The 22,617-nt window shown below is 62.1% G+C and carries 18 protein-coding genes; 11 read left to right on the top strand and 7 right to left on the bottom strand.

Features of this window, described 5'->3' with window-relative positions; genetic code table 11:
• Window positions 1-46 precede the first annotated feature (46 nt).
• From clpP to C4K38_RS20690, 5 genes are all read left to right on the top strand, one after another.
• Window positions 47-688 carry an ATP-dependent Clp endopeptidase proteolytic subunit ClpP gene (gene clpP, locus C4K38_RS20715; protein WP_007927205.1) on the top strand — a complete coding sequence of 214 codons (642 nt, stop codon included), beginning with the start codon at window positions 47-49 and terminating at the stop codon, window positions 686-688.
• A 106-nt stretch (window positions 689-794) separates the two neighbouring features.
• Entirely contained in the window at window positions 795-2,078 is a 1,284-nt protein-coding gene (gene clpX, locus C4K38_RS20710) for an ATP-dependent Clp protease ATP-binding subunit ClpX (RefSeq protein ID WP_007927204.1), read from the top strand.
• Between the two features lie 163 nt (window positions 2,079-2,241).
• Window positions 2,242-4,638, top strand: coding sequence for an endopeptidase La (gene lon, locus C4K38_RS20705; RefSeq protein ID WP_009044652.1), 2,397 nt, complete (start codon window positions 2,242-2,244; stop codon window positions 4,636-4,638).
• A gap of 160 nt (window positions 4,639-4,798) precedes the next feature.
• Window positions 4,799-5,071, top strand: a complete 273-nt coding sequence (locus C4K38_RS20700) for an HU family DNA-binding protein (protein ID WP_002552737.1) — start codon at window positions 4,799-4,801, stop codon at window positions 5,069-5,071.
• 233 nt (window positions 5,072-5,304) lie between these two features.
• Window positions 5,305-7,176 carry a SurA N-terminal domain-containing protein gene (locus tag C4K38_RS20690; RefSeq protein ID WP_053279961.1) on the top strand — a complete coding sequence of 624 codons (1,872 nt, stop codon included), beginning with the start codon at window positions 5,305-5,307 and terminating at the stop codon, window positions 7,174-7,176.
• Between the two features lie 55 nt (window positions 7,177-7,231).
• Here C4K38_RS20690 and C4K38_RS20685 read toward each other — a convergent pair whose 3' ends face one another.
• Window positions 7,232-8,437 (bottom strand): MFS transporter, encoded by a 1,206-nt coding sequence (locus C4K38_RS20685; protein WP_053279960.1) that lies wholly within the window; start codon window positions 8,435-8,437, stop codon window positions 7,232-7,234.
• Window positions 8,438-8,562: 125 nt separating this feature from the next.
• On the opposite strand from C4K38_RS20685, the gene C4K38_RS20680 reads away from it, so the two are divergent.
• Window positions 8,563-9,462: a LysR family transcriptional regulator gene (locus C4K38_RS20680; RefSeq protein WP_053279959.1), complete on the top strand. Its 900-nt coding sequence runs from the start codon at window positions 8,563-8,565 to the stop codon at window positions 9,460-9,462.
• A gap of 91 nt (window positions 9,463-9,553) precedes the next feature.
• On the top strand, window positions 9,554-10,423 hold the full coding sequence (locus tag C4K38_RS20675) for a DUF2242 domain-containing protein (RefSeq protein WP_053279958.1): 870 nt from the start codon (window positions 9,554-9,556) through the stop codon (window positions 10,421-10,423).
• A gap of 346 nt (window positions 10,424-10,769) precedes the next feature.
• Here the strand turns inward: C4K38_RS20675 and C4K38_RS20665 are convergent, their stop codons facing one another.
• Window positions 10,770-11,807 carry an AraC family transcriptional regulator gene (locus tag C4K38_RS20665; protein ID WP_053279957.1) on the bottom strand — a complete coding sequence of 346 codons (1,038 nt, stop codon included), beginning with the start codon at window positions 11,805-11,807 and terminating at the stop codon, window positions 10,770-10,772.
• Window positions 11,808-11,810: 3 nt separating this feature from the next.
• On the bottom strand, window positions 11,811-12,941 hold the full coding sequence (locus tag C4K38_RS20660) for a carbon-nitrogen hydrolase family protein (RefSeq protein ID WP_053279956.1): 1,131 nt from the start codon (window positions 12,939-12,941) through the stop codon (window positions 11,811-11,813).
• Between the two features lie 211 nt (window positions 12,942-13,152).
• Here C4K38_RS20660 and C4K38_RS20655 point away from each other — a divergent pair, with 211 nt between their 5' ends.
• Entirely contained in the window at window positions 13,153-15,192 is a 2,040-nt protein-coding gene (locus C4K38_RS20655) for an oxidoreductase (protein ID WP_053279955.1), read from the top strand.
• Between the two features lie 220 nt (window positions 15,193-15,412).
• Complete coding sequence (locus C4K38_RS20650) at window positions 15,413-16,333, top strand: 1-aminocyclopropane-1-carboxylate deaminase/D-cysteine desulfhydrase (protein ID WP_053279954.1); 921 nt, start codon at window positions 15,413-15,415, stop codon at window positions 16,331-16,333.
• Here C4K38_RS20650 and C4K38_RS20645 read toward each other — a convergent pair.
• From C4K38_RS20645 to C4K38_RS20635, 3 genes are all read right to left on the bottom strand, one after another.
• A complete protein-coding gene (locus C4K38_RS20645) occupies window positions 16,330-16,878 on the bottom strand; it encodes a cytochrome b (protein ID WP_053279953.1) in 549 nt (182 codons plus the stop codon). The two genes, C4K38_RS20650 and C4K38_RS20645, sit on opposite strands and share 4 nt — an antisense overlap.
• A 171-nt stretch (window positions 16,879-17,049) precedes the next feature.
• Window positions 17,050-17,877, bottom strand: a complete 828-nt coding sequence (phnX, locus tag C4K38_RS20640) for a phosphonoacetaldehyde hydrolase (protein ID WP_053279952.1) — start codon at window positions 17,875-17,877, stop codon at window positions 17,050-17,052.
• Between the two features lie 120 nt (window positions 17,878-17,997).
• On the bottom strand, window positions 17,998-19,107 hold the full coding sequence (locus C4K38_RS20635; protein ID WP_053279951.1) for a 2-aminoethylphosphonate--pyruvate transaminase: 1,110 nt from the start codon (window positions 19,105-19,107) through the stop codon (window positions 17,998-18,000).
• Between the two features lie 128 nt (window positions 19,108-19,235).
• On the opposite strand from C4K38_RS20635, the gene C4K38_RS20630 reads away from it, so the two are divergent.
• Together C4K38_RS20630 and C4K38_RS20625 are read left to right on the top strand one after the other, a co-directional pair.
• The gene (locus C4K38_RS20630; protein WP_053279950.1) at window positions 19,236-20,099 is read left to right on the top strand and encodes a LysR substrate-binding domain-containing protein; all 864 of its coding nucleotides are present in this window, start codon (window positions 19,236-19,238) and stop codon (window positions 20,097-20,099) included.
• Window positions 20,100-20,474: 375 nt separating this feature from the next.
• Window positions 20,475-21,179, top strand: a complete 705-nt coding sequence (locus tag C4K38_RS20625) for a YebC/PmpR family DNA-binding transcriptional regulator (protein ID WP_025804764.1) — start codon at window positions 20,475-20,477, stop codon at window positions 21,177-21,179.
• Between the two features lie 85 nt (window positions 21,180-21,264).
• Here C4K38_RS20625 and C4K38_RS20620 read toward each other — a convergent pair whose 3' ends face one another.
• Window positions 21,265-22,578 (bottom strand): leucine-rich repeat-containing protein kinase family protein, encoded by a 1,314-nt coding sequence (locus tag C4K38_RS20620; protein WP_053279949.1) that lies wholly within the window; start codon window positions 22,576-22,578, stop codon window positions 21,265-21,267.
• Window positions 22,579-22,617 lie beyond the last annotated feature (39 nt).

The following is a 22,617-nucleotide window of genomic DNA, read 5'->3' as shown; positions in this document are numbered from 1 at the left end:
GCTTATGCGTATTCAAGACATGACTACTTGGGAGTGACTGCAGGACATGTCCCGCAATTCTTATTATCAGCAGAGCTCTGACATCCAGGCCGCAGGCGGCCTGGTCCCGATGGTTATCGAGCAGTCCGCCCGTGGCGAACGCGCCTATGACATCTACTCGCGCCTCCTCAAGGAGCGGGTGATCTTCCTGATTGGCCCGGTAGAAGACTACATGGCCAACCTGGTCGCGGCACAATTGCTCTTCCTTGAAGCGGAAAACCCGGACAAGGACATCCATCTTTACATCAACTCGCCAGGCGGTTCGGTGACTGCAGGCATGTCGATCTACGACACCATGCAATTCATCAAGCCGGACGTTTCCACCATCTGCATCGGCCAGGCCTGCAGCATGGGGGCCTTCCTGCTCGCCGGTGGCGCAGCGGGCAAACGTCATTGCCTGCCTAACTCGCGGATGATGATTCACCAGCCATTGGGCGGTTTCCAAGGCCAGGCGTCGGATATCGACATCCATGCCAAGGAAATCCTGCACATCCGTTCGCGTCTGAACTCGCTGCTGGCTCATCACACCGGTCAGAGCCTGGAGACCATCGAGCGCGACACCGAGCGCGACAACTTCATGAGCGCAGAGCGTGCGGCTGAATACGGCCTGATTGACTCTGTGATCACCAAGCGTCAAATGCCCGCCTAAGCAACTCAAATGTAGGTGGTTGGTTTAACCGGCCACCTGCGGACTTGAAAAAGCCCGCAATTGCCTTCATCTTGTGTTGCAAGCCTATCGGATTTGGATCGATCGAATGACTGACACCCGCAACGGCGAGGACAACGGCAAACTGCTTTATTGCTCCTTCTGTGGCAAGAGCCAGCATGAAGTACGCAAATTGATTGCCGGCCCCTCGGTCTTTATCTGCGACGAGTGCGTCGACCTGTGCAATGACATCATCCGTGAGGAGGTGCAGGAAGCACAGGCCGAAAGCAGCGCGCATAAATTGCCTTCGCCTAAAGAAATCAGCGGCATCCTTGATCAGTATGTGATTGGTCAGGAACGTGCGAAAAAGGTTCTGGCAGTAGCGGTATACAACCACTACAAGCGCCTCAACCAGCGTGACAAAAAGAATGACGAGGTCGAACTGGGCAAGAGCAACATCTTGCTGATCGGCCCTACAGGTTCGGGCAAGACTCTGCTGGCAGAGACCCTGGCGCGCCTGTTGAATGTACCGTTCACCATTGCCGACGCCACCACTCTGACCGAAGCCGGTTATGTGGGTGAGGACGTCGAGAATATCATTCAGAAATTGCTGCAGAAGTGCGATTACGATGTAGAGAAAGCTCAAATGGGCATCGTCTATATCGATGAAATCGACAAGATTTCCCGCAAGTCTGATAACCCTTCGATTACCCGTGACGTTTCGGGCGAAGGCGTGCAGCAGGCCCTGTTGAAACTGATCGAAGGTACTGTGGCTTCCGTTCCGCCTCAAGGTGGTCGCAAGCATCCACAGCAAGAGTTCCTGCAGGTCGATACACGCAACATCCTGTTCATCTGCGGTGGTGCGTTCTCGGGCCTGGAAAAGGTTATTCAGAACCGTTCGACTCGCGGCGGCATCGGCTTCAATGCTGAAGTACGCAGCAAGGAAGAGGGTAAGAAGGTCGGCGAATCCCTGCGTGAAGTCGAACCGGACGATCTGGTCAAGTTCGGCCTGATTCCGGAGTTCGTGGGCCGTCTGCCAGTTCTGGCGACCCTGGACGAGCTGGATGAGGCTGCGTTGATCCAGATCCTCACCGAGCCGAAAAATGCCTTGACCAAGCAGTATGCCAAGTTGTTCGAGATGGAAGGCGTCGATCTGGAATTCCGTACCGATGCCCTCAAGTCGGTCGCCAAGCGTGCGCTTGAGCGCAAGACCGGTGCTCGCGGATTGCGTTCGATTCTCGAAGGCGTGTTGCTCGACACTATGTACGAGATCCCCTCGCAGTCCGAGGTGAGTAAAGTAGTGATCGATGAAAGCGTTATAGAAGGTAAGTCCAAGCCACTGTATATCTATGAAAACAGTGAGCCGACTGCCAAGGCAGCCCCGGACGCTTAAGCGCCGGACTGCTGGTTTGACAGAAGGGGCCTTCGGGCCCCTTTGTTTTTACTGCCTTTAAAGTACTGTCTTTGAGCTTGTTTTTTTTCGAGGCAGCCCCCATCTTGGTTTCAAGCTTACTTCCATCTGTTTACGGCCTTATGGCCGCCGTAGAGGCGAAATCATGAAGACAACCATCGAATTGCCTCTCCTGCCATTGCGTGATGTCGTGGTTTATCCGCACATGGTTATCCCGCTGTTCGTGGGGCGCGAGAAGTCTATCGAAGCCCTCGAGGCCGCGATGACGGGCGACAAGCAGATTCTTCTGTTGGCTCAGAAAAATCCTGCTGATGATGATCCCGGTGAAGATGCACTCTATCGCGTAGGTACCATCGCCACAGTTCTGCAATTGCTCAAGTTGCCCGACGGCACCGTCAAAGTACTGGTCGAGGGCGAGCAGCGGGGCGCTGTGGAGCGTTTCAGCGAAGTGGATGGCCACTGCCGTGCCGAAGTCTCCCTGATTGACGAGGTAGACGCTCCTGAGCGCGAGTCGGAAGTCTTTGTCCGTAGCCTGCTGTCCCAGTTCGAGCAGTACGTGCAGTTGGGCAAGAAAGTCCCTGCCGAAGTGCTGTCGTCCCTCAACAGCATCGATGAGCCGAGCCGCCTGGTAGACACCATGGCCGCCCACATGGCGCTGAAAATCGAGCAGAAGCAGGAAATTCTCGAAATCATCGACCTGTCGGCGCGTGTCGAGCACGTGCTGGCGTTGCTGGATGCGGAAATCGATCTGTTGCAGGTCGAGAAGCGCATTCGCGGTCGCGTGAAGAAACAAATGGAGCGCAGCCAGCGCGAGTACTACCTGAATGAGCAGATGAAGGCCATTCAGAAAGAGCTGGGCGATGGTGACGAAGGTCACAACGAAGTCGAAGAACTGAAAAAGCGCATCGACGCCGCCGGCTTGCCAAAGGACGCCCTGGCCAAGGCCCAGGCCGAGCTGAACAAGCTCAAGCAAATGTCGCCGATGTCGGCTGAAGCCACAGTGGTGCGTTCCTACATCGACTGGCTGGTTCAGGTGCCGTGGAAGGCTCAAAGCAAGGTTCGTCTGGATCTGGCGCGTGCCGAGGATATCCTCGACGCCGACCACTATGGCCTGGAAGAAGTCAAAGAGCGGATTCTCGAATACCTCGCCGTGCAAAAGCGCGTGAAGAAGATTCGTGGTCCGGTGCTGTGCCTGGTCGGGCCTCCCGGGGTCGGTAAAACCTCCCTGGCGGAGTCGATTGCCCACGCCACCAACCGTAAATTCGTGCGCATGGCCCTTGGCGGCGTACGCGATGAAGCGGAAATTCGTGGCCATCGTCGTACCTACATCGGTTCGATGCCAGGAAGATTGATTCAAAAGATGACGAAAGTGGGTGTTCGCAACCCGCTGTTCCTGCTCGATGAAATCGACAAGATGGGCAGCGACATGCGTGGCGATCCGGCTTCGGCATTGCTCGAAGTGCTCGATCCCGAGCAGAACCACAACTTCAACGACCACTATCTGGAAGTCGATTACGACCTCTCCGATGTGATGTTCCTCTGCACCTCCAACTCGATGAACATTCCGCCAGCGTTGCTGGACCGGATGGAGGTGATTCGCCTGCCGGGTTACACCGAGGACGAGAAGATCAACATCGCGGTCAAATACCTGTCGCCGAAGCAGATTCAGGCCAACGGTCTGAAGAAAGGCGAGCTGGAATTCGACGAAGAAGCCATTCGCGACATCATCCGTTACTACACCCGCGAAGCCGGTGTGCGTGGGCTGGAGCGCCAGATCGCCAAGGTCTGCCGCAAGGCGGTCAAGGAACATGCGCTGGAAAAACGCTTCTCGGTGAAGGTCACTTCCGACCTGCTGGAGCATTTCCTCGGCGTGCGCAAATTCCGCTACGGCCTGGCCGAGCAGCAGGATCAGATCGGTCAGGTAACGGGCCTGGCCTGGACCCAGGTCGGTGGTGAGCTGCTGACCATCGAAGCCGCCGTGGTGCCGGGAAAAGGTCAGTTGATCAAGACTGGTTCGCTGGGCGACGTGATGGTCGAATCGATCACTGCGGCGCTGACGGTGGTGCGTAGCCGTGCGAAGAGCCTGGGGATCCCCCTGGACTTCCACGAGAAGCGCGACACCCATATCCATATGCCGGAAGGGGCGACCCCGAAAGACGGCCCTAGTGCTGGCGTAGGCATGTGCACGGCCCTGGTTTCGGCTCTGACCGGCATTCCGGTGCGGGCTGATGTGGCCATGACCGGGGAAATTACCCTGCGTGGTCAGGTGTTGGCGATCGGTGGTTTGAAAGAGAAACTTCTTGCAGCACATCGCGGCGGAATCAAGACAGTCATCATTCCAGAAGAGAATGTGCGTGATTTGAAGGAAATTCCTGACAATATCAAGCAGGATCTGCAAATTAAGCCAGTTAAATGGATTGACGAAGTCCTCCAAATTGCGCTGCAATACGCGCCGGAGCCCTTGCCGGATGTGGCTCCCGAGATAGTTGCAAAGGATGAAAAACGCGAGTCTGACTCTAAGGAAAGAATTAGCACGCATTAGCACGCATTAGTACGCATTAGCCTGGGGGGCTTCCTTGACAGCTTTTTAGAGCCCTTGTTATAAAGCGGCTCTTAAGTGTCTGTAGGCCATTCAGCACTGGTTTTTGCTTTCACCAAAAAACTTAGAATCATACTCAAATAGATATATAAGGGGACTTAGAGTGAACAAGTCGGAACTGATTGATGCTATCGCTGCATCTGCTGATATCCCGAAAGCTGCTGCTGGCCGTGCGCTGGATGCAGTAATCGAATCCGTCACTGGCGCTCTTAAGGCTGGCGACTCCGTTGTACTGGTTGGTTTCGGTACTTTCTCTGTTACCGATCGTCCTGCTCGCATTGGTCGTAACCCACAGACCGGTAAGACGCTGGAAATCGCTGCAGCCAAAAAACCAGGTTTCAAAGCTGGTAAAGCACTGAAAGAAGCCGTTAACTAAGCTTCCTTCAAGCCTTTGCCTACCCGGGTCGGGGTCTTTCCCGACCTGGCAGCGGAGCGGTAGGGCAGCCGGTTAGAAATCCGGTTTGTCACATCGGGGATCGAAGGTTCGATCCCCTGTCCGCTCCGCCAGTTACGAGAAAGGCGCATCCTCGGATGCGCCTTTCTTCTATCCGGACTCTACCCACGCTCCACGGTTGCTTAATTTGAAGTACAACCGTTTCTGGGGGACGCATGCTGCAGAATATCAGGGACAATTCACAAGGCTGGATTGCCAAGACCATTATCGGGGTCATCGTCGCACTGATGGCGCTGACCGGTTTCGATGCCATTTTTCAAGCCACTTCCACCAGTCAGGACGCGGCCAAGGTCAATGGCGAAGAAATCACCCAGAATGAGCTGAGCCAGGCGGTTGATATGCAACGCCGTCAGCTCATGCAACAACTGGGCAAGGATTTCGATGCTTCCTTGCTCGACGAGAAGATGCTGCGCGAAGCGGCTCTCAAAGGTCTGATCGACCGCAAACTGCTGCTGCAAGGCGCGGAAAACTCCAAGTTCGCCTTCTCTGAAGCCGCTCTGGATCAGGTGATCCTGCAAACGCCGGAATTCTTGGTGGACGGCAAGTTCAGCCCTGAGCGTTTCGACCAGGTAATCCGTCAGCTGGGCTATAGCCGGATGCAGTTCCGTCAGATGCTGGCTCAGGAAATGCTGATCGGCCAGGTACGCGCCGGTCTGGCTGGCAGCGGTTTCGTGACCGATGCCCAGGTGCTGGCATTCGCTCGTCTGGAAAAACAGACCCGCGACTACGCTTCCCTGACCATCAAGGCCGACCCGGCGGCAGTCAAGCTGACCGACGATGAGGTCAAGGCTTACTACGACGAACACGCCAAGGAATTCATGTCGCCGGACCAGGTGGTCATCGACTACCTGGAATTGAAGAAGGCTTCCTTCTTCGATCAGGTCAGCGTCAAGGACGAAGAGCTGCAGGCGCTGTATCAGAAAGAAACCGCCAACCTGTCCGAGCAGCGTCGTGCCGCGCACATCCTGATCGAAGTGAACGACAAGGTGAACGAAGCACAGGCCAAGGCCAAGATCGAAGAGATCCAGGCGCGCCTGGCCAAGGGCGAAAGCTTCGAGGCACTGGCCAAGGAGTTCTCCCAGGACCCGGGTTCGGCGAACAACGGTGGTGACCTCGGTTATGCCGGTCCTGGCGTCTATGACCCGGCCTTCGAGGAAGCGCTGTACGCCTTGAACAAGGATCAGGTTTCGGCGCCGGTACGCACCGGTTTCGGTTTCCACCTGATCAAGCTGCTGGGCGTCGAGGCACCTGAGGTGCCGAGCTTCGCCAGCCTGAAAGACAAGCTGACCCGCGAGCTGAAAACCCAGCAGGTCGAGCAGCGTTTTGTCGAGGCGACCAAGCAGCTGGAAGACTCGTCGTTCGAAGCTTCGGATCTGGCCCAGCCGGCTCAAGAACTGAAACTGACCGTGCACACTTCCGCTCCATTCGGGCGTGAAGGCGGCGAGGGCATCGCTGCCAACCGCGCCGTGATTCAGGCTGCTTTCAGCCCTGAAGTGTTGGATGAAGGTGCCAACAGCACCGCCATCGAGCTGGATCCGGAAACCGTAGTGGTCCTGCGCGCCAAAGAGCACCGCAAGCCAGAGCAGCTGCCGCTGGAAAGCGTCGCCAGCAGCATCCGCACGCAATTGGCCAAGGAGCACGCCAGTGCTGCCGCCAAGACCAAGGCCGATGCCTTGATCGCCAGCCTGCGTGAAGGCAAGACTGCGCTGAATGCACCTGTCGACGGTCAGAGCTGGAAGGTTGCGCAAGCCGTGACCCGAGGCCAGGAAGGCGTCGAGCCGATCGTGCTGCAGGCCCTGTTCCGCATGACCAAGCCAGCGGCCAAGGACAAGCCGACCTTCAGCAGTGTGACCCTGCCGAACGGTAGCCTGGTGGTCCTGCAACTGAGGGGCGTGAATGAAGCCGCTGCACCGACTGATGAAGAGAAGGTTCAGTACCGTCGTTTCCTCGCTTCGCGTGTGGGTCAGCAAGACTTCGCGGCATACCGCAAGCAGTTGGAAAACCAGGCTGACATCAAGCGCTTCTGATGCCCGACTGAAGTAACAAACAGAGACCCCGGCCAACGTGCCGGGGTTTTTGTTTTTAGCGTGCGGCGGGAAAGCCGTGATGCCGGGCATTCACGGCGACCAACAGACAAACCAGCAGCAGGCCGATGATCACCCAGGGAAACGACAGAACGCCCGGGCCTTCCAGCAGTACGCCACCCACCAGCCCGCCACCGGCGATGGCCAGGTTCCATGCAGTCACCAGCATCGACTGTGCGGCGTCGGCGGAGGAACCGGAGGTCTTCGCCAGGGCTGTCTGCAGCAGGGTGCCGAGGCCGCCGTACGACAGACCCCAGAGGACCATCGAGACGTAGACCGCGGCAGGCGCGTCAGGGCGGAACGCCAGCAGCAGTGCGCAGAGACCGAACAAGGTGCAACTGATGAGTACCAGCCGCCGCAACCAGCGATCGATCAGCAGACCGACGATCCAGATGCTCAGCACCGCGGTCAACCCGAATACCAGCAACACTCGGTCGATCTGCCCGGTGATACCGGCCGGCTCCAGGAGCGGCGCGATATAGGTGTAGAGGATGTTGTGGCCCAGGACATAAGCGAAGGTCACGAACAGCACCGGCTTGACCCCGGGCAAGGCGAATACGCTCTTCAGCGACAGGCGCTTGTCGCTGCGCAGGCCGGGAAAGTCCGGGACCTGCCAGCGCACCCAGCCGAGCAGAACCAGAGTCAGCACAGTCATCAAGGCAAAGCTGGCCCGCCAGCCGACCAATGCACCGAGCAGTGTGCCCGCTGGAACTCCCAGGGACAGAGCCAGCGGCGCGCCAAGCATGGCGACGGCGATGGCCCGGCCCTGCAAGTGCGGTGCGACCATGCGGCTGGCATATCCGGCCAGCAGGGCCCAGAGCAGCCCGGCGAATATCCCGGCAAAAAAGCGCGCGACCAGGATCAGGCTGTAGTTGCTGGAGAGGGCCGTGACGCTGTTGACCACGGCAAAACCGCCTATGGCGATCATCAGCAAGGGGCGGCGGCGCCAGCCTTGGGTGAGGATCACCAAGGGAATCGCCGCCAGTAGCGAACCAATGGCATACAGCGTGACCAACTGGCCGACCAGCGCCGGGGACACCGCCAGGTCCTGGCTCATTTGTGGCAGCAGGCCGGCTGGCATGGCTTCGGTAAGGATGGTGATGAAACCGGCGGTCGCCAGCGCCAGCAGGCCGCCCAGTGGAAGTCGGTCGCGACGCCTGGACTCGATGTCCAGCAGGTCGACGGTGGCAAGAGGTTCGGTCATGGTCTCAGGCTCGCTACAGGTTTCAGGAAGTAGGGAGGCTGAGGGTAGGGCGCTGTGATAAAGAGAAAAATAGGCTAAGGTTCCGAACTTATCGGACATCCATGTCCGCAATAGCGAGGTCGGCAATGGACTGGTTGAGCAATATCTCGGTCTTTCTGCATGTGGCGAAAACCCGCAGTTTTACCGAGGCGGGGCGGTTGTTGGGGGTATCGTCGTCGGCTGTCGGCAAGAGCATCGCACGGCTCGAGGAGCGCCTGGAGACCCAGCTGTTCCATCGCAGTACCCGCAGTATCACCCTGACCGCCGAGGGCGCGAGTTTTCTCGAGCGCTGCCGCCGGATTGTCGCCGAGGTCGAGGCGGCCGAATTCGATCTGTGCAAGTCTTCCAATGTTCCGCGGGGCAAGCTGCGGGTCAGCCTGCCGCAGGTTCATGCTCTGGTGATGCCGGTGTTGGTGGAGTTCATGCAGCGTTATCCGGAGATCGAGCTGGATATCGAGCTGACGGACCGCATAGTGGATGTCGTGGAAGAGGGTTTCGATGCCGTGATACGCACCGGCAGCCCCGGCGATTCACGGCTGGTAGCCCGATCGTTGGGGCAGTTCCGCCTGGTGCTGGTGGCCACGCCTGAGTACTTTCGCGAGCATGGCGTTCCGCAGACGCCCGCCGACCTGGCCAACCACGGATGCTTGCGGCATACCTTCCACAACACGGGCAAACTCGAACACTGGCCATTGCGACGAGCGGTCGACGCCCCGGAACCGCTGCTGCCGACACGTTTTGTCAGTACCTCTATCGAAGCCGTGGACCATGCGGTACGACGTGGCCTGGGGATCGCCTGCCTGCCCGATTTCATGGTGCACGAGGCGCTCGTGCGAGGAGAGTTGCAGCCAGTGCTCGACGAGCATCTCGAATACAACGGCACCTTCTGGCTGCTCTGGCCGGCGAGCCGGCACACCGCCGCCAAGCTGCGGGTATTCATCGATCATCTGTGCGCGCGACTTTTTCCGGCAAACCGTGGTCAGTAACCTTGTATTCACCTTAAGACACTAATCCGCGAGCCCTGTAGCCTCGAACTGTTGCACAATACGCCCCGGACCGTTTTCCTCAGGATTTTCGATGTATAGATCATTTCACCTGCGTGCCGCCGGGTTGACGCTGCTGCTGGCGGCCGTCGCTGGTTGTTCGTCGCAAAAGACCGCCATTTACGAGCATGAAAACTTCGATGACTCCGGCACCTTTTCGCGCAATTACCCGGTGAGTGACACGGCGTCCTGCGAGGCCGCTCGTCGTGCCTTGCTCAGCCAGGGCTACATCATCACCAGCAGCGATCCGAAACTGGTCAGTGGCCATAAGAGCTTCCAGCAGACGGGCGAAACCCACATGGAGATCAGTTTCAGCGTGGTATGCGCCCAGGACGGCAGCACCGATCACCGCTCCACGGTGTTCGCCAACGCCCTGCAGGACCGTTATGCGCTGAAGAAGGTCAACAACTCGGCGAGCCTGGGGGTGGGCGTGCTGGGTTCGGTGTCGATGCCGATCGGCTCGACCGACGACTCGATGGTCAAGGTCGCCAGCGAGACGGTTTCCTCGGCGAAGTTCTACGAGCGTTATTTCGCTCTGGTGGAGCTGTTCCTGCCACAGGAAGCGAAAAAGGCCGCGCACATCATCGAGAAACCGAAGACCGACCTGGGGGTGCCTGAACCCCAACCCGCCGAACCTGCCGCGGCCCCAGCTCCGGCGCCAGTGACGCCGCAACCGGCGCCTGTCGTACCGCCTGCTGTACCGGCTATCGAGCCTGCTCCGGCCACGCCGCCGGTTGTGCCGGCCGAATCGAGCCTCTCGCAGCCGCTAGCGCCACCTGCGGAAGCGGCGCCCATCGCGCCGGGCGCACCTGCCGCGCCGACGCCGTCCAGCGAGATCGTTACCCCACCTCCCGCCAGCACCTTGCCGGCCCCGACAGAGCCGATTCCGGCGCTGCCACAGTAAGCATCTGCGGATTGCTGCGAGATCGACCCAGGTGTCGATCCCGCGGTTGCCGAGCCTCTCTGAAGATTTCTTTGCCAGCCTGCGGGTAAATCCGTTGCCAGCTGCTACGTTCCATTTGAGGGACGAAGATTGCTCGCGGTATTTTTTCTGTCATGCCGGCACTTTATGCTGGTGCCCAAGGTCAGTTAAGAAGACTGCTCAGCAAGCAGGTTACCTACACCCCATACACAAGGAGTCCGCCATGGACGATTACCAAGAAGAACTGCTGGAATTCCAGGCTTTCGAACTGGACCCGCTGGAACCCGCAGAAGACGCCACCGAGCTGTAACGCCGGTGGCGTTTTTTTTCAGGCGGACTGCCGGTGGCTGCGACGAAACTCACCCGGTGTCTGGCCGCTCCAGCGCTTGAAGGCGCGTTGAAAGGCCTCGGCTGAGGCAAACCCCAACAGATAGGCAATTTCCCCGAAGACCAGTTCGGTATCGCGAATGTAGGTCATGGCCAGATCGCGACGGGTGTCGTTGAGAATGGCGCGAAACTGCGTCCCTTCCTCGGCGAGTTTGCGGCGCAGGGTCCAGGTTGGCAGCTTCAGGCGTGCCGCCACTTCTTCCAGGTCGGGCTCCCGGCCACCATTGAGCAAAGGCCCCAGCAACTGAGTGATGCGTTCACGCAGGCTGCGGGTGCGGGTCAGTTGTTCCAGTTCCCGTTCACAGAGTTGCAGCAGATGGCGCCAGGTACTGGGGCAGTGCTCGACATTGCGCTGGGCCAGGGTGGCCAGGCTCAGGCGCAGCTGATTGTGCTCGGCGCCAAACTGGATCGGGCAATCCCCCAGGCTGTTGTAGCGGTCGCGGTAATCGGTCTGGGCAAACTCGATCTCGATGCGTTCGGCCTTGACCGGCGAGCCGAGGCTGCCCAGTTGCTGCAGCCAGCCGGCCAGGATCGAGTCCACCACAAAGCGGTTGTAGGCGTTATAGGGGCTGATGGAGTAGAAACGCAGCCAGGCGCCGTCGGCGTCTTCATGGAAGCTCGACTGGCCACGATAGTTCGAGCCATACAAAGCTTCGAAACGGGTCAGGCAGCGCGCGGCCTCGCGTACGGTCGGCGCCTGGGCAGCGGTGACGCCCGCCAGCCCGGCCTGGCTCAGGCGGCTGAGCTGGCCCATGCACAACCCGAGTGCCGGATCGCCGGTCAGTTGAATCGCCGCGTGGCCCAGGCGCATATAACGGGGAATCGACAACCGCGCTCCGGCCTCGGCCAGGCGCGCGGCATCCAGTCCGTATTGCTCCAGCAGCGGCTGCGGGTCAAGGCCATGGCTGCGCACGGCGTCGGCCAGGCTATGGACGAAGCCCACCGACAGGTCTCCGAGGCGCATCGGCTGGGGCTTCATGGGTTACAACCAGATATTCAGCAAACGCGCGCCACGGGCATCGCCATCGGCGAAGTGCTCGCCGTTGCTGTTGATGAAGCTTTGCCCGGCGCTGCCCTGATCCCAGAACTGGCCGCGCAGAAACACGCTGACGCCGGCGCTGGCCAGGCTGCTGGGGGCGCGGCTGGTGAGGGTCAGGCGACGCCAGGCTTCGCCTTCGCTGACTTCCTCGGGCTTGAGGCTGACCTCGCTCGGGGTCGAGAGATTCTTGTAGCCGCGCCATGGCCTGTCCCAGGCGCCACGGCCCATGACGAAGGCCGGGACCGCCACCAGTTGCGCGCCCTGGGCGTTGAGCTTGCGATAGTTGTCCGGGTACCAGCTGTCGCTGCCGATCAGCACGCCCAGGCGGCCGGCCGGGGTGTCGACGACCTGGACAGCCTGGTCGGCGCTGGCCTGGATAAAACCGCGCTCGTCGAAGGTCGGGTACAGCTGGCGTTGCGGCTGGCCGATTGGCAGGCCGTCGCTGCCGAAGACCAGGGTGGTGTTGTACAGCGCGCCGCTGCCGATGCGCAGGTTGTTGTCTTCGATCACCGGTTCCGGCAGGACAATGGAGCCCGCGACCAGGGTAATGCCAAATTCCTTGGCCAGGCCGCCGAACAGCCGCTGGTACTGCTCGGCCATGCTCTGGGCCTTCATCCGCAGGTGGGCGTCGTTCAGGCGGTTGTCGCCCTTGGCGGTGATCAGGGCGCGTAGGAAGGGCAGGGGGTTGCTCACCGCCAGCCAGTTCATCGCCTCTTTCAGGCTGGCGGCCTGGTACAGCTCGTTTTTCTCGCCACTGACCATCAGCCAGGTGCCGATGTGCTCCGGCAGCACCACCACGGTCTTTTCATTCAGCAGCCCCTGGTCCCGGGCCTGTTGCAGGTAGGCCGCGAGCTTGCGGTGCAGGCGCTCGGGGCTCTGGTAGTCGGTGGGGAACAGCTCGGGCTGGATGCCCAGCAGGTTGCCGTGGTCGGCGGGGGTGCCCTGGTCCACCGCGAGCTGGATGCGCAGGTCGGACAGGTAATGACCGATCGGCCGCTCGCGGGTCCACAGGGCGTAGCTGGTGATGGCGGCAATCAGGGCCAGGGTGAAGGTGAAGTAAAGAAGTTTGCGCATGGGAAGACAGTCGGCAGCCGTGTGCGGGATTCGCTGACTAGGGTAGGGCCCATGTCCGCGATTGCCAAGGGCGGGCTGCGCATTTGGATCAATAAGTTGTCAGTTACGGTCATTGAGCACCTTGGGGGCTGCTCTTAGTCTGTCGAACATGACCGACGGAGGCCGCAGAGCTTCCGCATTTTTTCCGTGATCGTTCGATGTGGAGTTACCGATGGCCGCCGCTCACTACCCGCATTTGCTGGCCCCGCTGGACCTGGGCTTTACCATCCTGCGCAACCGTACCCTGATGGGCTCGATGCACACCGGCCTGGAAGAAAAGCCCGGCGGTTTCGAACGCATGGCGGCCTACTTCGCCGAGCGTGCCCGCGGCGGCGTCGGCCTGATGGTGACCGGCGGTATCGGCCCCAACGACGAAGGCGGCGTGTACTCCGGTGCGGCCAAGCTGACCACCGAAGAAGAGGCGCTCAAGCACCGTATCGTCACCCGCGCCGTGCATGAAGCGGGCGGCAAGATCTGCATGCAGATCCTCCACGCCGGGCGTTATGCCTACAGCCCGAAACAGGTGGCGCCGAGCGCGATCCAGGCGCCGATCAACCCGTTCAAGCCCAAGGAGCTGGACGAAGAGGGCATCGAGAAACAGATCCGCGACTTCGTCACCTGTTCCTCCCTGGCCCAGCAGGCCGAGTACGATGGTGTCGAGATCATGGGGTCCGAAGGCTACTTCATTAACCAGTTCCTCGCCGCGCACACCAACCACCGTACCGACCGCTGGGGCGGCAGCTACGAAAACCGCATGCGCCTGCCGGTGGAAATCGTCCGCCGCGTGCGCGAAGCGGTAGGCCCGAACTTCATCATCATCTTCCGCCTGTCGATGCTCGACCTGGTGGAAGGCGGCAGCACCTGGGAAGAAATCGTGCAACTGGCCAAGGCCATCGAGCAGGCCGGCGCGACCATCATCAACACTGGTATCGGCTGGCACGAAGCGCGGATCCCGACCATCGCCACCAAGGTGCCGCGTGCCGCCTTCAGCAAGGTCACGGCCAAGCTGCGCGGTTCGGTGTCCATCCCGCTGATCACCACCAACCGTATCAACACTCCGGAAGTGGCCGAGCAGATCCTCGCCGAAGGCGACGCCGACATGGTCTCCATGGCGCGGCCGTTCCTTGCCGACCCGGAGTTCGTCAACAAGGCGGCCGCGGGGCGGGGCGATGAAATCAACACCTGCATCGGCTGCAACCAGGCCTGCCTGGACCACACTTTCGGCGGCAAGCTCACCAGCTGCCTGGTCAACCCGCGGGCCTGCTACGAGACCGAGCTCAACTACCTGCCGGTGCAGCAGATCAAGAAGATCGCCGTGGTCGGTGCCGGCCCTGCCGGGCTGTCCGCCGCGACCGTGGCGGCCGAGCGCGGTCATCAGGTGACGCTGTTCGATTCGGCCAGCGAAATCGGCGGCCAGTTCAATGTCGCCAAACGCGTACCGGGCAAGGAAGAGTTCTTCGAGACCCTGCGCTACTTCAAGCACAAGCTGCAGACCACCAATGTCGAGCTGTGCCTGAACCGTCGGGTCGATGTCGAGCAACTGGTGGCCGGCGGTTATGACGAAATCATCCTGGCCACCGGTATCGCCCCGCGCACGCCAGCGATCCCGGGCGTCGACAACTCCAAGGTCCTGAGCTACCTGGACGTGCTGCTGCAGCGCAAGCCGGTGGGCCAGAAAGTGGCGGTGATCGGGGCCGGTGGCATCGGCTTCGACGTCTCCGAATTCCTCGTGCATCAGGGCGTGGCCACCAGCCAGGACCGTGAGGCGTTCTGGAAGGAGTGGGGCATCGACACACACCTGGAGGCCCGTGGTGGCGTCGCGGGCATCAAGCCCGAGCGTCATGCTCCGGCGCGGCAGGTGTTCCTGCTGCAGCGCAAGACTTCCAAGGTCGGCGACGGCCTGGGCAAGACCACCGGTTGGATCCACCGCACCGGCCTGAAGAACAAGCAGGTGCAGATGCTCAACAGCGTCGAATACCTGAAGATCGACGATGCCGGCCTGCATATCCGCATTGGCGAGAGCGGCGAGCCGCAGGTGTTGCCGGTGGACAACATCGTGATCTGCGCTGGCCAGGACCCGCTGCGCGAACTGCACGAAGGCCTGGTGGCCGCTGGGCAGAACGTGCACCTGATCGGTGGCGCCGACGTGGCCGCCGAGCTGGACGCCAAGCGTGCGATCAACCAGGGCTCGCGCCTGGCCGCGGAACTCTGATCCAGCGGTAATCATGGCCACCGCGGACTCTGCGAAGAGTCCCGGTGGCTTTTTTATGTCTGCTCCGACGCCATCGCGGGCAAGCCTCGCTCCTACAGAGCGAGCGGGCGGCGATCCGACTTGCCCGCGGTAGCGCCCCTGAGGCTGGTAAACTTGCCGCCTTCGTCATTCAGAACCCGCCCGCGATGCATTGCCTTCCCGCTGCCGTTCCAACCCGCCCATGAGCCTCGGACCTTTCCACTGGCTGCCGAGCGCGCCCCTGCAACCCCTGGTCCTCGATTGGCTGTCCCGCGCCGGGGTGGAAGTGGCGGTCCTGCGCCTGGACCGGATCGACCCGCTGATCTCCGGCAACAAGTGGTTCAAGCTCGCCCCGCATCTGGCGGCGGCTGGCGAAGCCGGCGCCCGGGGCATCATCAGCCTGGGCGGTGCTCATTCCAATCACCTGCACGCGTTGGCGGCCGCCGGCAAACGTTTCGGTTTCGCCACCGTGGGACTGCTGCGCGGCCATCCGCAGGACACACCCACCGTGCTCGACCTGCAAGGCTTCGGCATGCAGCTGCACTGGCTGGGTTACGCCGGCTACCGGGCGCGGCATGAGCCAGGGTTCTGGCAGCCCTGGCAGGCCCAGTACCCTGAATTGTTCCCGGTAGCGGAGGGCGGTGGCGGCCTGCTCGGGGCGACCGGCTGCATGCCGTTGGTGAAGCAGGTGCGCAGTCAACTGAATGCCTTGGGCTGGGACGACTATCACGGCTGGTGGCTGGCTGCCGGTACCGGGACCACCCTGGCCGGGCTGGTGTTGGGAGAGGACGGCGCCCGGCCGGTGTATGGCGCCTTGGCGGTGCCGGACGATCACGGTGTCGCGCAACAGGTGGCGGCGATTATGCAGGAGGCGGGCTTGCAGGCTGCGGGTTATGAGCTGCTCGACAGCAGTCGCGGCGGTTTCGCCAAGGTCGATCCGCTGCTGCTGGCGTTTATCGAGGAGAGCGAACGACACAGCGGCATCCCCCTGGAGCCGCTGTACACCGGCAAGGCTTTGCTGGCCCTCAAGCAACAGGTGGAGGCCGGGCGGTTTGCCGCGGGCAGCCGCCTGGTCTTCGTCCATACCGGCGGCTTGCAGGGCCGCCGGGGTTTCGCCGCTTAGCCGCGCTTGGGCAGCATGCGTTGCAGGGTGTTGTCGCGCATAAAGTAGTGGTGATAAAGCCCGGCCACCGCATGCAGCCCGATCAGCCAGTAGCCGACGGTGCCCAGCAGCACGTGCCAGCCTTCGACCTGCTTGGCGAACGCTTTGTCTTCAGCCACCAGCAGCGGCAGGTCGATGCCGTAGAACATCACTTGATGGCCTTCGGCGCTGGTAATCAGCCAGCCGAGGATCGGCATGGCGATCATGAACAGGTACAGGGCCCAGTGCATCAGCTTGGACAGCAGCATCTGCCAGCTCGGCGGTGTGGGCAGGATCTTCGGCGCCACCCCCAGGCTGCGGGCGAACAGGCGTAGCCAGACCAGCACGAACACCGTCAGGCCAAGCATGAAGTGAGCTTCCTTGATCAGCGTCCGGCCGCCGCTGCCCTTGGGAAAAATGCCGCGTAATTCGATGCAGGCGTAGACCGCGATCAACAACACCAGCATCAACCAATGCAATGCAATCGACACCGTGCTGTAACGGCTGTCGGAGTTCTTCCAGGGCATAGAGCCTTCCTCGTTCTTCAGGTCAGTAGCCTCCGTTCTTAACGACGGAGTGCTGTAACTGTAATCCTGTTTCCGAGGCTCTGCCCGGGGCAAATGCGCGGTTTGAGCGGGTATCGATAAAAAAACGGCAGCGCCATGCCGGGCTGCCGTTCGGGGGAGGCCAATGGCCGGTCAGCAGCCTTGCGGCATCTCGCCGTTGGCCAGGCGCTGGTTGATGTCGGCGATCACCTGCGGCAGGTCGCTGATGGTGTCGATCATGTAGTGCGGGCGCGAGCCCTCGAACAGCCCGTGGATACGCTGGCGCTCGCTGGCCAGGGTGTCGCTGCCCAGGGCGCGATAGGCTTCGTAGGTCAGGCCCAGGGCGTTGCCGGAGCAGATCAGGGCCACGGTCCACATGCCGGCGCGACGGCCTTCGAGAATGCCCGGCACGGTGTCGTCGATCTTCACGCAGGCGGCGACATCGTCGATCCCCAGGGCGATCACATTGGTCAGGGCCTGGGCCGGCCATGGGCGGCCGTTCGGCACCTCATCGGTGGCCACCACATGGTCGGCGACGTAGCCATTGCTCGCGGCCAGTTCCACCACCTTGTCCATGACCTGTTTCGGGTAGCCGGAGCAGGAGCCGATCCGGATGCCTTGCTGGCGCAGGTTGGCGATGGTTTCCAGGGCGCCGGGGATCAGCGCCGAATGTTCGGCGATCTTTTCGATCTGCAGCGGCATGAAGCGCTGGTAGATGGCGGTGACGTCATCGTCGGTCGGGGTGCGGCCGAACACCTGGCGATAACGCTCGGCGACCTGCGGGAGGTCGCACAGGGTGCGGATGTGGTCCCACTTGCCCATGCCCATCGGGCCGCGGGCTTCTTCGATGGAGACCTGCACATCGAACTCGGCGAAGGCCTCGACGAAGATCTGGGTCGGCGCGAAGGAGCCGAAGTCGACCACGGTGCCGGCCCAGTCGAGGATCGCGGCTTGCAGCTGCTTGGGGGTGTTGTAGTTCATGTGTTGAAGACCTGTGTAGGAGCGAGGTTTGCCCGCGATGAACGATGACGAGGTGAACCTGATGGAGCGCGGTGCCTGCGATCGCGGGCGAGCCTCGCTCCTACAGGTTGTGTGTTGGGGTCAGATATCCAGCACTTCCATTTCCCGCAGCACATCGGCGATGGCCTGGACCGCGGCGCGCATCCCGGCCGGGTCGACATGGCCGATGCAGCCGACGCGGAAGGTTTCGACCTGGGTCAACTTGCCGGGATAGAGGATGAAGCCCTTGGCCTTGACCCGTTCGTAGAACTCCTTGAATTGGTAGCGCGGATCTTTCGGCGCGTGGAAGGTGACGATGATCGGCGCCTGGATCGCCGCCGGCAGGAAGCTGCGCAGGCCCAGTCGGGTCATGCCATCGAGCAGCGCCTGGCAGTTGGCGGCATAACGCTGGTGACGCGCCGGCAGGCCGCCTTCTTCGTGATATTGCAGCAGGGCTTCGTGCAGCGCCGCGACCACGTGGGTCGGCGGCGTGAAGCGCCATTGCCCGGTCTTGGTCATGTAGCTGTGCTGGTCGTGCAGGTCCATGGCCAGCGAGTGCGAGTTGCCGGCGGCCGCGGCCAGGGCTTCCTTGCGGGCGAACACGAAACCCATGCCGGGAACGCCTTCCAGGCATTTGCCGGACGCGGCGATCAGCGCGTCGAATGGCACCTGTCGGGCATCGATCGGCAGCGCGCCGAAGGAACTCATGGCGTCGATGATCAGGCGCTTGCCATGACCGGCCACCACCTGGGCGATGTCCGGCAGTGGGTTGAGAATCCCGGTGCTGGTTTCGCAGTGGATCAGCGCCACATGGCTGATGGCTGCATCGGCGTGCAGCAGGCGATCGACGTCAGCAGCGGTGGTCGGCTGGTCCTCGGCGGTTTCGAAGGTGCTGAAGTCACGGCCCAGCACTTCGCAGATCTTCGCCAGGCGCTTGCCGTAGGCGCCGTTGATCAGCACCAGCACCTTGCCATCGCGCGGCACCAGGGTGCCAATGGCGGCTTCCACGGCGAAGGTACCGCTGCCTTGCAGGGGCACGCAGTGGTGGCTGGCGGCGCCATTGACGATGGCCAGTAGCTGTTCGCAAAGGCTGGCGGTCAGCTGGTTGAAACGGTCATCCCATGAACCCCAGTCCAGCAGCATCGCCTGGCGGGTACGGGCCGAGGTGGTCAGGGGGCCGGGAGTGAGCAGGATGGGTGCGGCGGTACTCAATTCGGGTGTCCTCGCAGAAGCGTTATGGGGTGCGCTTGGGATAAAAACTACGGGGCCTAAATTGCAGTTTGGCTCGCTATCAATCAAATTGTTTGTTGTTATGCCAGCCATAAGTGAGGCCGATAGATATGAACCTGTTCCAACTCCGCGCATTCGATGCCGTGGCCCGTGAAGGCAGCTTCACCCGCGCCGCCGCCCGGCTGTTCATCAGCCAGCCGGCGGTCACCGGGCATATCAAGGCGCTGGAGGAGCACTACCAGATCACCCTGCTGCGTCGCACCGCGCGCCGGGTCGAGCTGACGGAAGAGGGCACCAAGTTGGCGGCGATCACCCGCGCCATGTTCGGCCTGGCCGAAGAGGCCCAGGCCATGCTCGAAGCCAACCGGCAGTTGCTCACCGGGCGCCTGGAAGTGGCGGCCGATGGCCCGCACTTGGTGATGCCGATGCTCGCCAGCCTGCGCGAACGCTATCCGGGGATTACCGTCAACCTGCGCCTGGGCAATGCCCAGGAAACCCTGGCGGCCCTGCTTTCGGAGCACGCCGATGTGGCGGTGCTGACCGAGGTCGAACCGCGCAAGGGCCTGCATCTGCAGAGCCTCGGCGAGTCGCGGATCTGTGCTCTTGTGCCGCAAGGCCATCCCTGGCTGGCCGAGCCCGAGGGCGTGCGGCTGGAGCGACTGGACCAGGTGATCATGGTCCTGCGCGAACCCAGCTCGATTACCCGTCGCACCTTTGACGCGGCCTGCACCCAGGCCGGGGTCCACCCCAAGGTGCTGCTGGAACTGGACAGCCGCGAAGCGGTGACCGAGGCGGTGGCGGCGCAGTTGGGGGTGGGCGTGGTGTCATCGCTGGAACTCAGCCCGGACCCGCGGGTGCGGGCGCTGCCGATCATCGGCGAGGGGCTGCTGAACCGGCACATGCTCGGCTGCCTGGAGCGGCGTCGGGAATTGCGCTTGATCCAGGCCTTCCTGGGGCTGGCGCCCACCAGTTGATACTTCGGATTGCGCTGAACCTGTAGCCGCTGCCGCAGGCTGCGATAAGGCCGAAGGCCTTCGGCGATCTCAAGAGCACGTCTCCTGCGGAGCCGATCGCGGCCTGCGGCAGCGACTACAGGGAACGAGCCGGGCGGTCGCGCAGCCTATCGAGAATGGTCGCCACTTTGGGCAAACAGGGTTCCCGTGCGCAGTCGATGCGACATGCGCCTGGCCCTCGTCGCGGCGACGGCGGGCATGGCCGACAAGGGCTGAAGGGCGGGACAGGTGGTCGCGGATCTGACTTTTTGGTCGATTGGTGCCTTCAGGCCGTATAAACTTGCCCATCGCGTCGGCCAAATCCAACTCGACGCCACAGATCAAAGAGAGTGAGTAATGGGCGCACAGTGGAAGGTTAAACACAAAGAAGCAGCAGCCAACGCCAAGGGCAAGATCTTCGGCAAGCTGGTCAAAGAGATCACCATTGCTGCCCGCAACGGCGCTGACGTCGCCACCAACGCACACCTGCGTCTGGTGGTGGAGCAGGCGAAAAAGGCCTCGATGCCCCGCGAGACCCTGGAGCGTGCGATCAAGAAAGGTTCGGGCCAGCTCGGCGAGACCGTGCAGTACCACCGCGTGACCTACGAAGGTTTCGCGCCGCACCAGGTGCCGCTGATCGTCGAATGCGTGACTGACAACATCAACCGCACCGTCGCGGAAATCCGCGTGGCCTTCCGCAAGGGCCAGCTGGGCGCTTCGGGTTCGGTGTCCTGGGACTTCAACCATGTCGGCATGATCGAAGCCGCGCCGGACAGCCCGGACGCCGATCCGGAACTGGCGGCCATCGAAGCCGGGGCCCAGGATTTCGAGCCGGGCGAAGAGGGCGCGACCCTGTTCCTGACCGAGCCTGCGGACCTCGACGCGGTGCAGAAAGCCCTGCCCGAGCAAGGCTTCACCGTGCTCTCGGCCAAGCTGGGCTACCAGCCGAAGAACCCGGTCAGCGGCCTGTCCGACGAGCAGATGGCGGAAGTCGAAGCTTTCCTCGAAGGCCTGGACAACCATGACGACGTGCAGGACATGTTCGTCGGCCTGGCGGGTTAAGCCCGGCCCGGTGAATCGCGTTACCTGAGCGATTCTTGCGCCAGCCGGCGAGTTCCAGCAGGAACGAACTGGCTGGCGATGCTCTTCAAATCCCCCGCAACACGTCCCCGACTTCGGCAAACCCCGGCCGCGCCAGCACCTGCGGCTGACAGCAGTCGCTGACCAGCGCCTGCAGGCGTTCACGCTGCCGCGGGCTCAGGCCCGACTCGATTCTTTCCAGCAACTCCTCCAGCAGAATGCCGAAGGCCCGTACTTCGATGCGTTGCAGGCCCCGGGTTTCCTCGGTATCGGCCAGCGCATGGAAGGACGCCGCGCCAAAATCCCCCAGCAGGCACTCGCCCTGTGGGTTCCACAGAATGTTATGGCCGTACAGGTCGCCGTGGGTGATGCCCTGGCGGTGCAGGTGCGCGCCGACCGAAGCGATGCCGCGGGCCATGCGCAAGGCCGCGTCGGCGCTGAAACGGATGTTCTCGTCGTAGATATCCCGGGTGCAGGAGGCCAGGCTCGGCAAGGCCGCCAGGTTGCGGTAGCTCGGCTCGATCAACTGCATCACCAGGCCGTTCTGCCCCTGGGGATGATCGCTGATCCGGCCTTCGACCCGGATCAGGTTCGGGTGCCGGCCGGCGCTGATGCAGGCGTTCATTTCATGCAGCGGCGAGCCGTCGCTGGTCATGCTGCCCTTGTACAGCTTGACCGCCACCTCGCTTGGCGCCTGTCCGGGGCGCTGCCAGCGGGCCTGGTGAATCACCCCCGAGGCGCCTTCGCCCAGGCGCTGCTGCAACTCCAGTTCAGCCCAGGGAATCTGCGCCACCGACTCCAGCGCCGCCGCGTCGGCCTCGGACTCCAGCGGGTTGCCGGCATAGGCCAGCCAAGTCAGGCGCGGCAGGCCCAGCAGGAAGGCTGGCAACTCGCTGAGGTGGTTGGCGGCGATGCGGATCAGCTCCAGCTGGTGGCATTGGCCGAGGCTCTGGGGCAGCCGGGTCAGGCGGTTGCCGGAGAGCATCAGCTTTTGCAGGTGCGGGCGCTGGCCCAGTTCGTCCGGCAGCTCCTCGATGCGGTTGTCGGTGAGGATCAGCCAGCGCAACAGGGGCGGCAGGGCGGCGGCGGGCACCCGCTCGATCCGGTTGGCCTTGAAGCCGATCATGCTCAGCTGCGCACACTGGCCGACGCAGGCCGGCATTTGCGTGAAGTGGTTATCGGAGCAGAACAGCACCCGCAGGCGGGTCAGGCGGTGCAGGTCGTCCGGCAGGCTGCTCAGGGCATTGCCACTGAGGTTGAGCACTTCCAGCGAGTCCGCCAGGTCAAAGATTTCCCGGGGAAACTCGGTCAGCCCGCAAGACAGGTCCAGACGCTTGAGCCCGGCCAATTGACCGGCTCGCAGTTGGGCAAGGGTATCCATGAACAGATTCGACACTCAGGCAGGAGGAGGGCGCGCGGC

Origin of the sequence: Pseudomonas chlororaphis subsp. piscium (genome assembly GCF_003850345.1) — a bacterium.
Classification (GTDB): Bacteria; Pseudomonadota; Gammaproteobacteria; order Pseudomonadales; family Pseudomonadaceae; genus Aquipseudomonas; species Aquipseudomonas piscium.
Note: the sequence above shows the minus strand (reverse complement) of the source record. Positions and strands in the feature narration are given on the sequence as shown.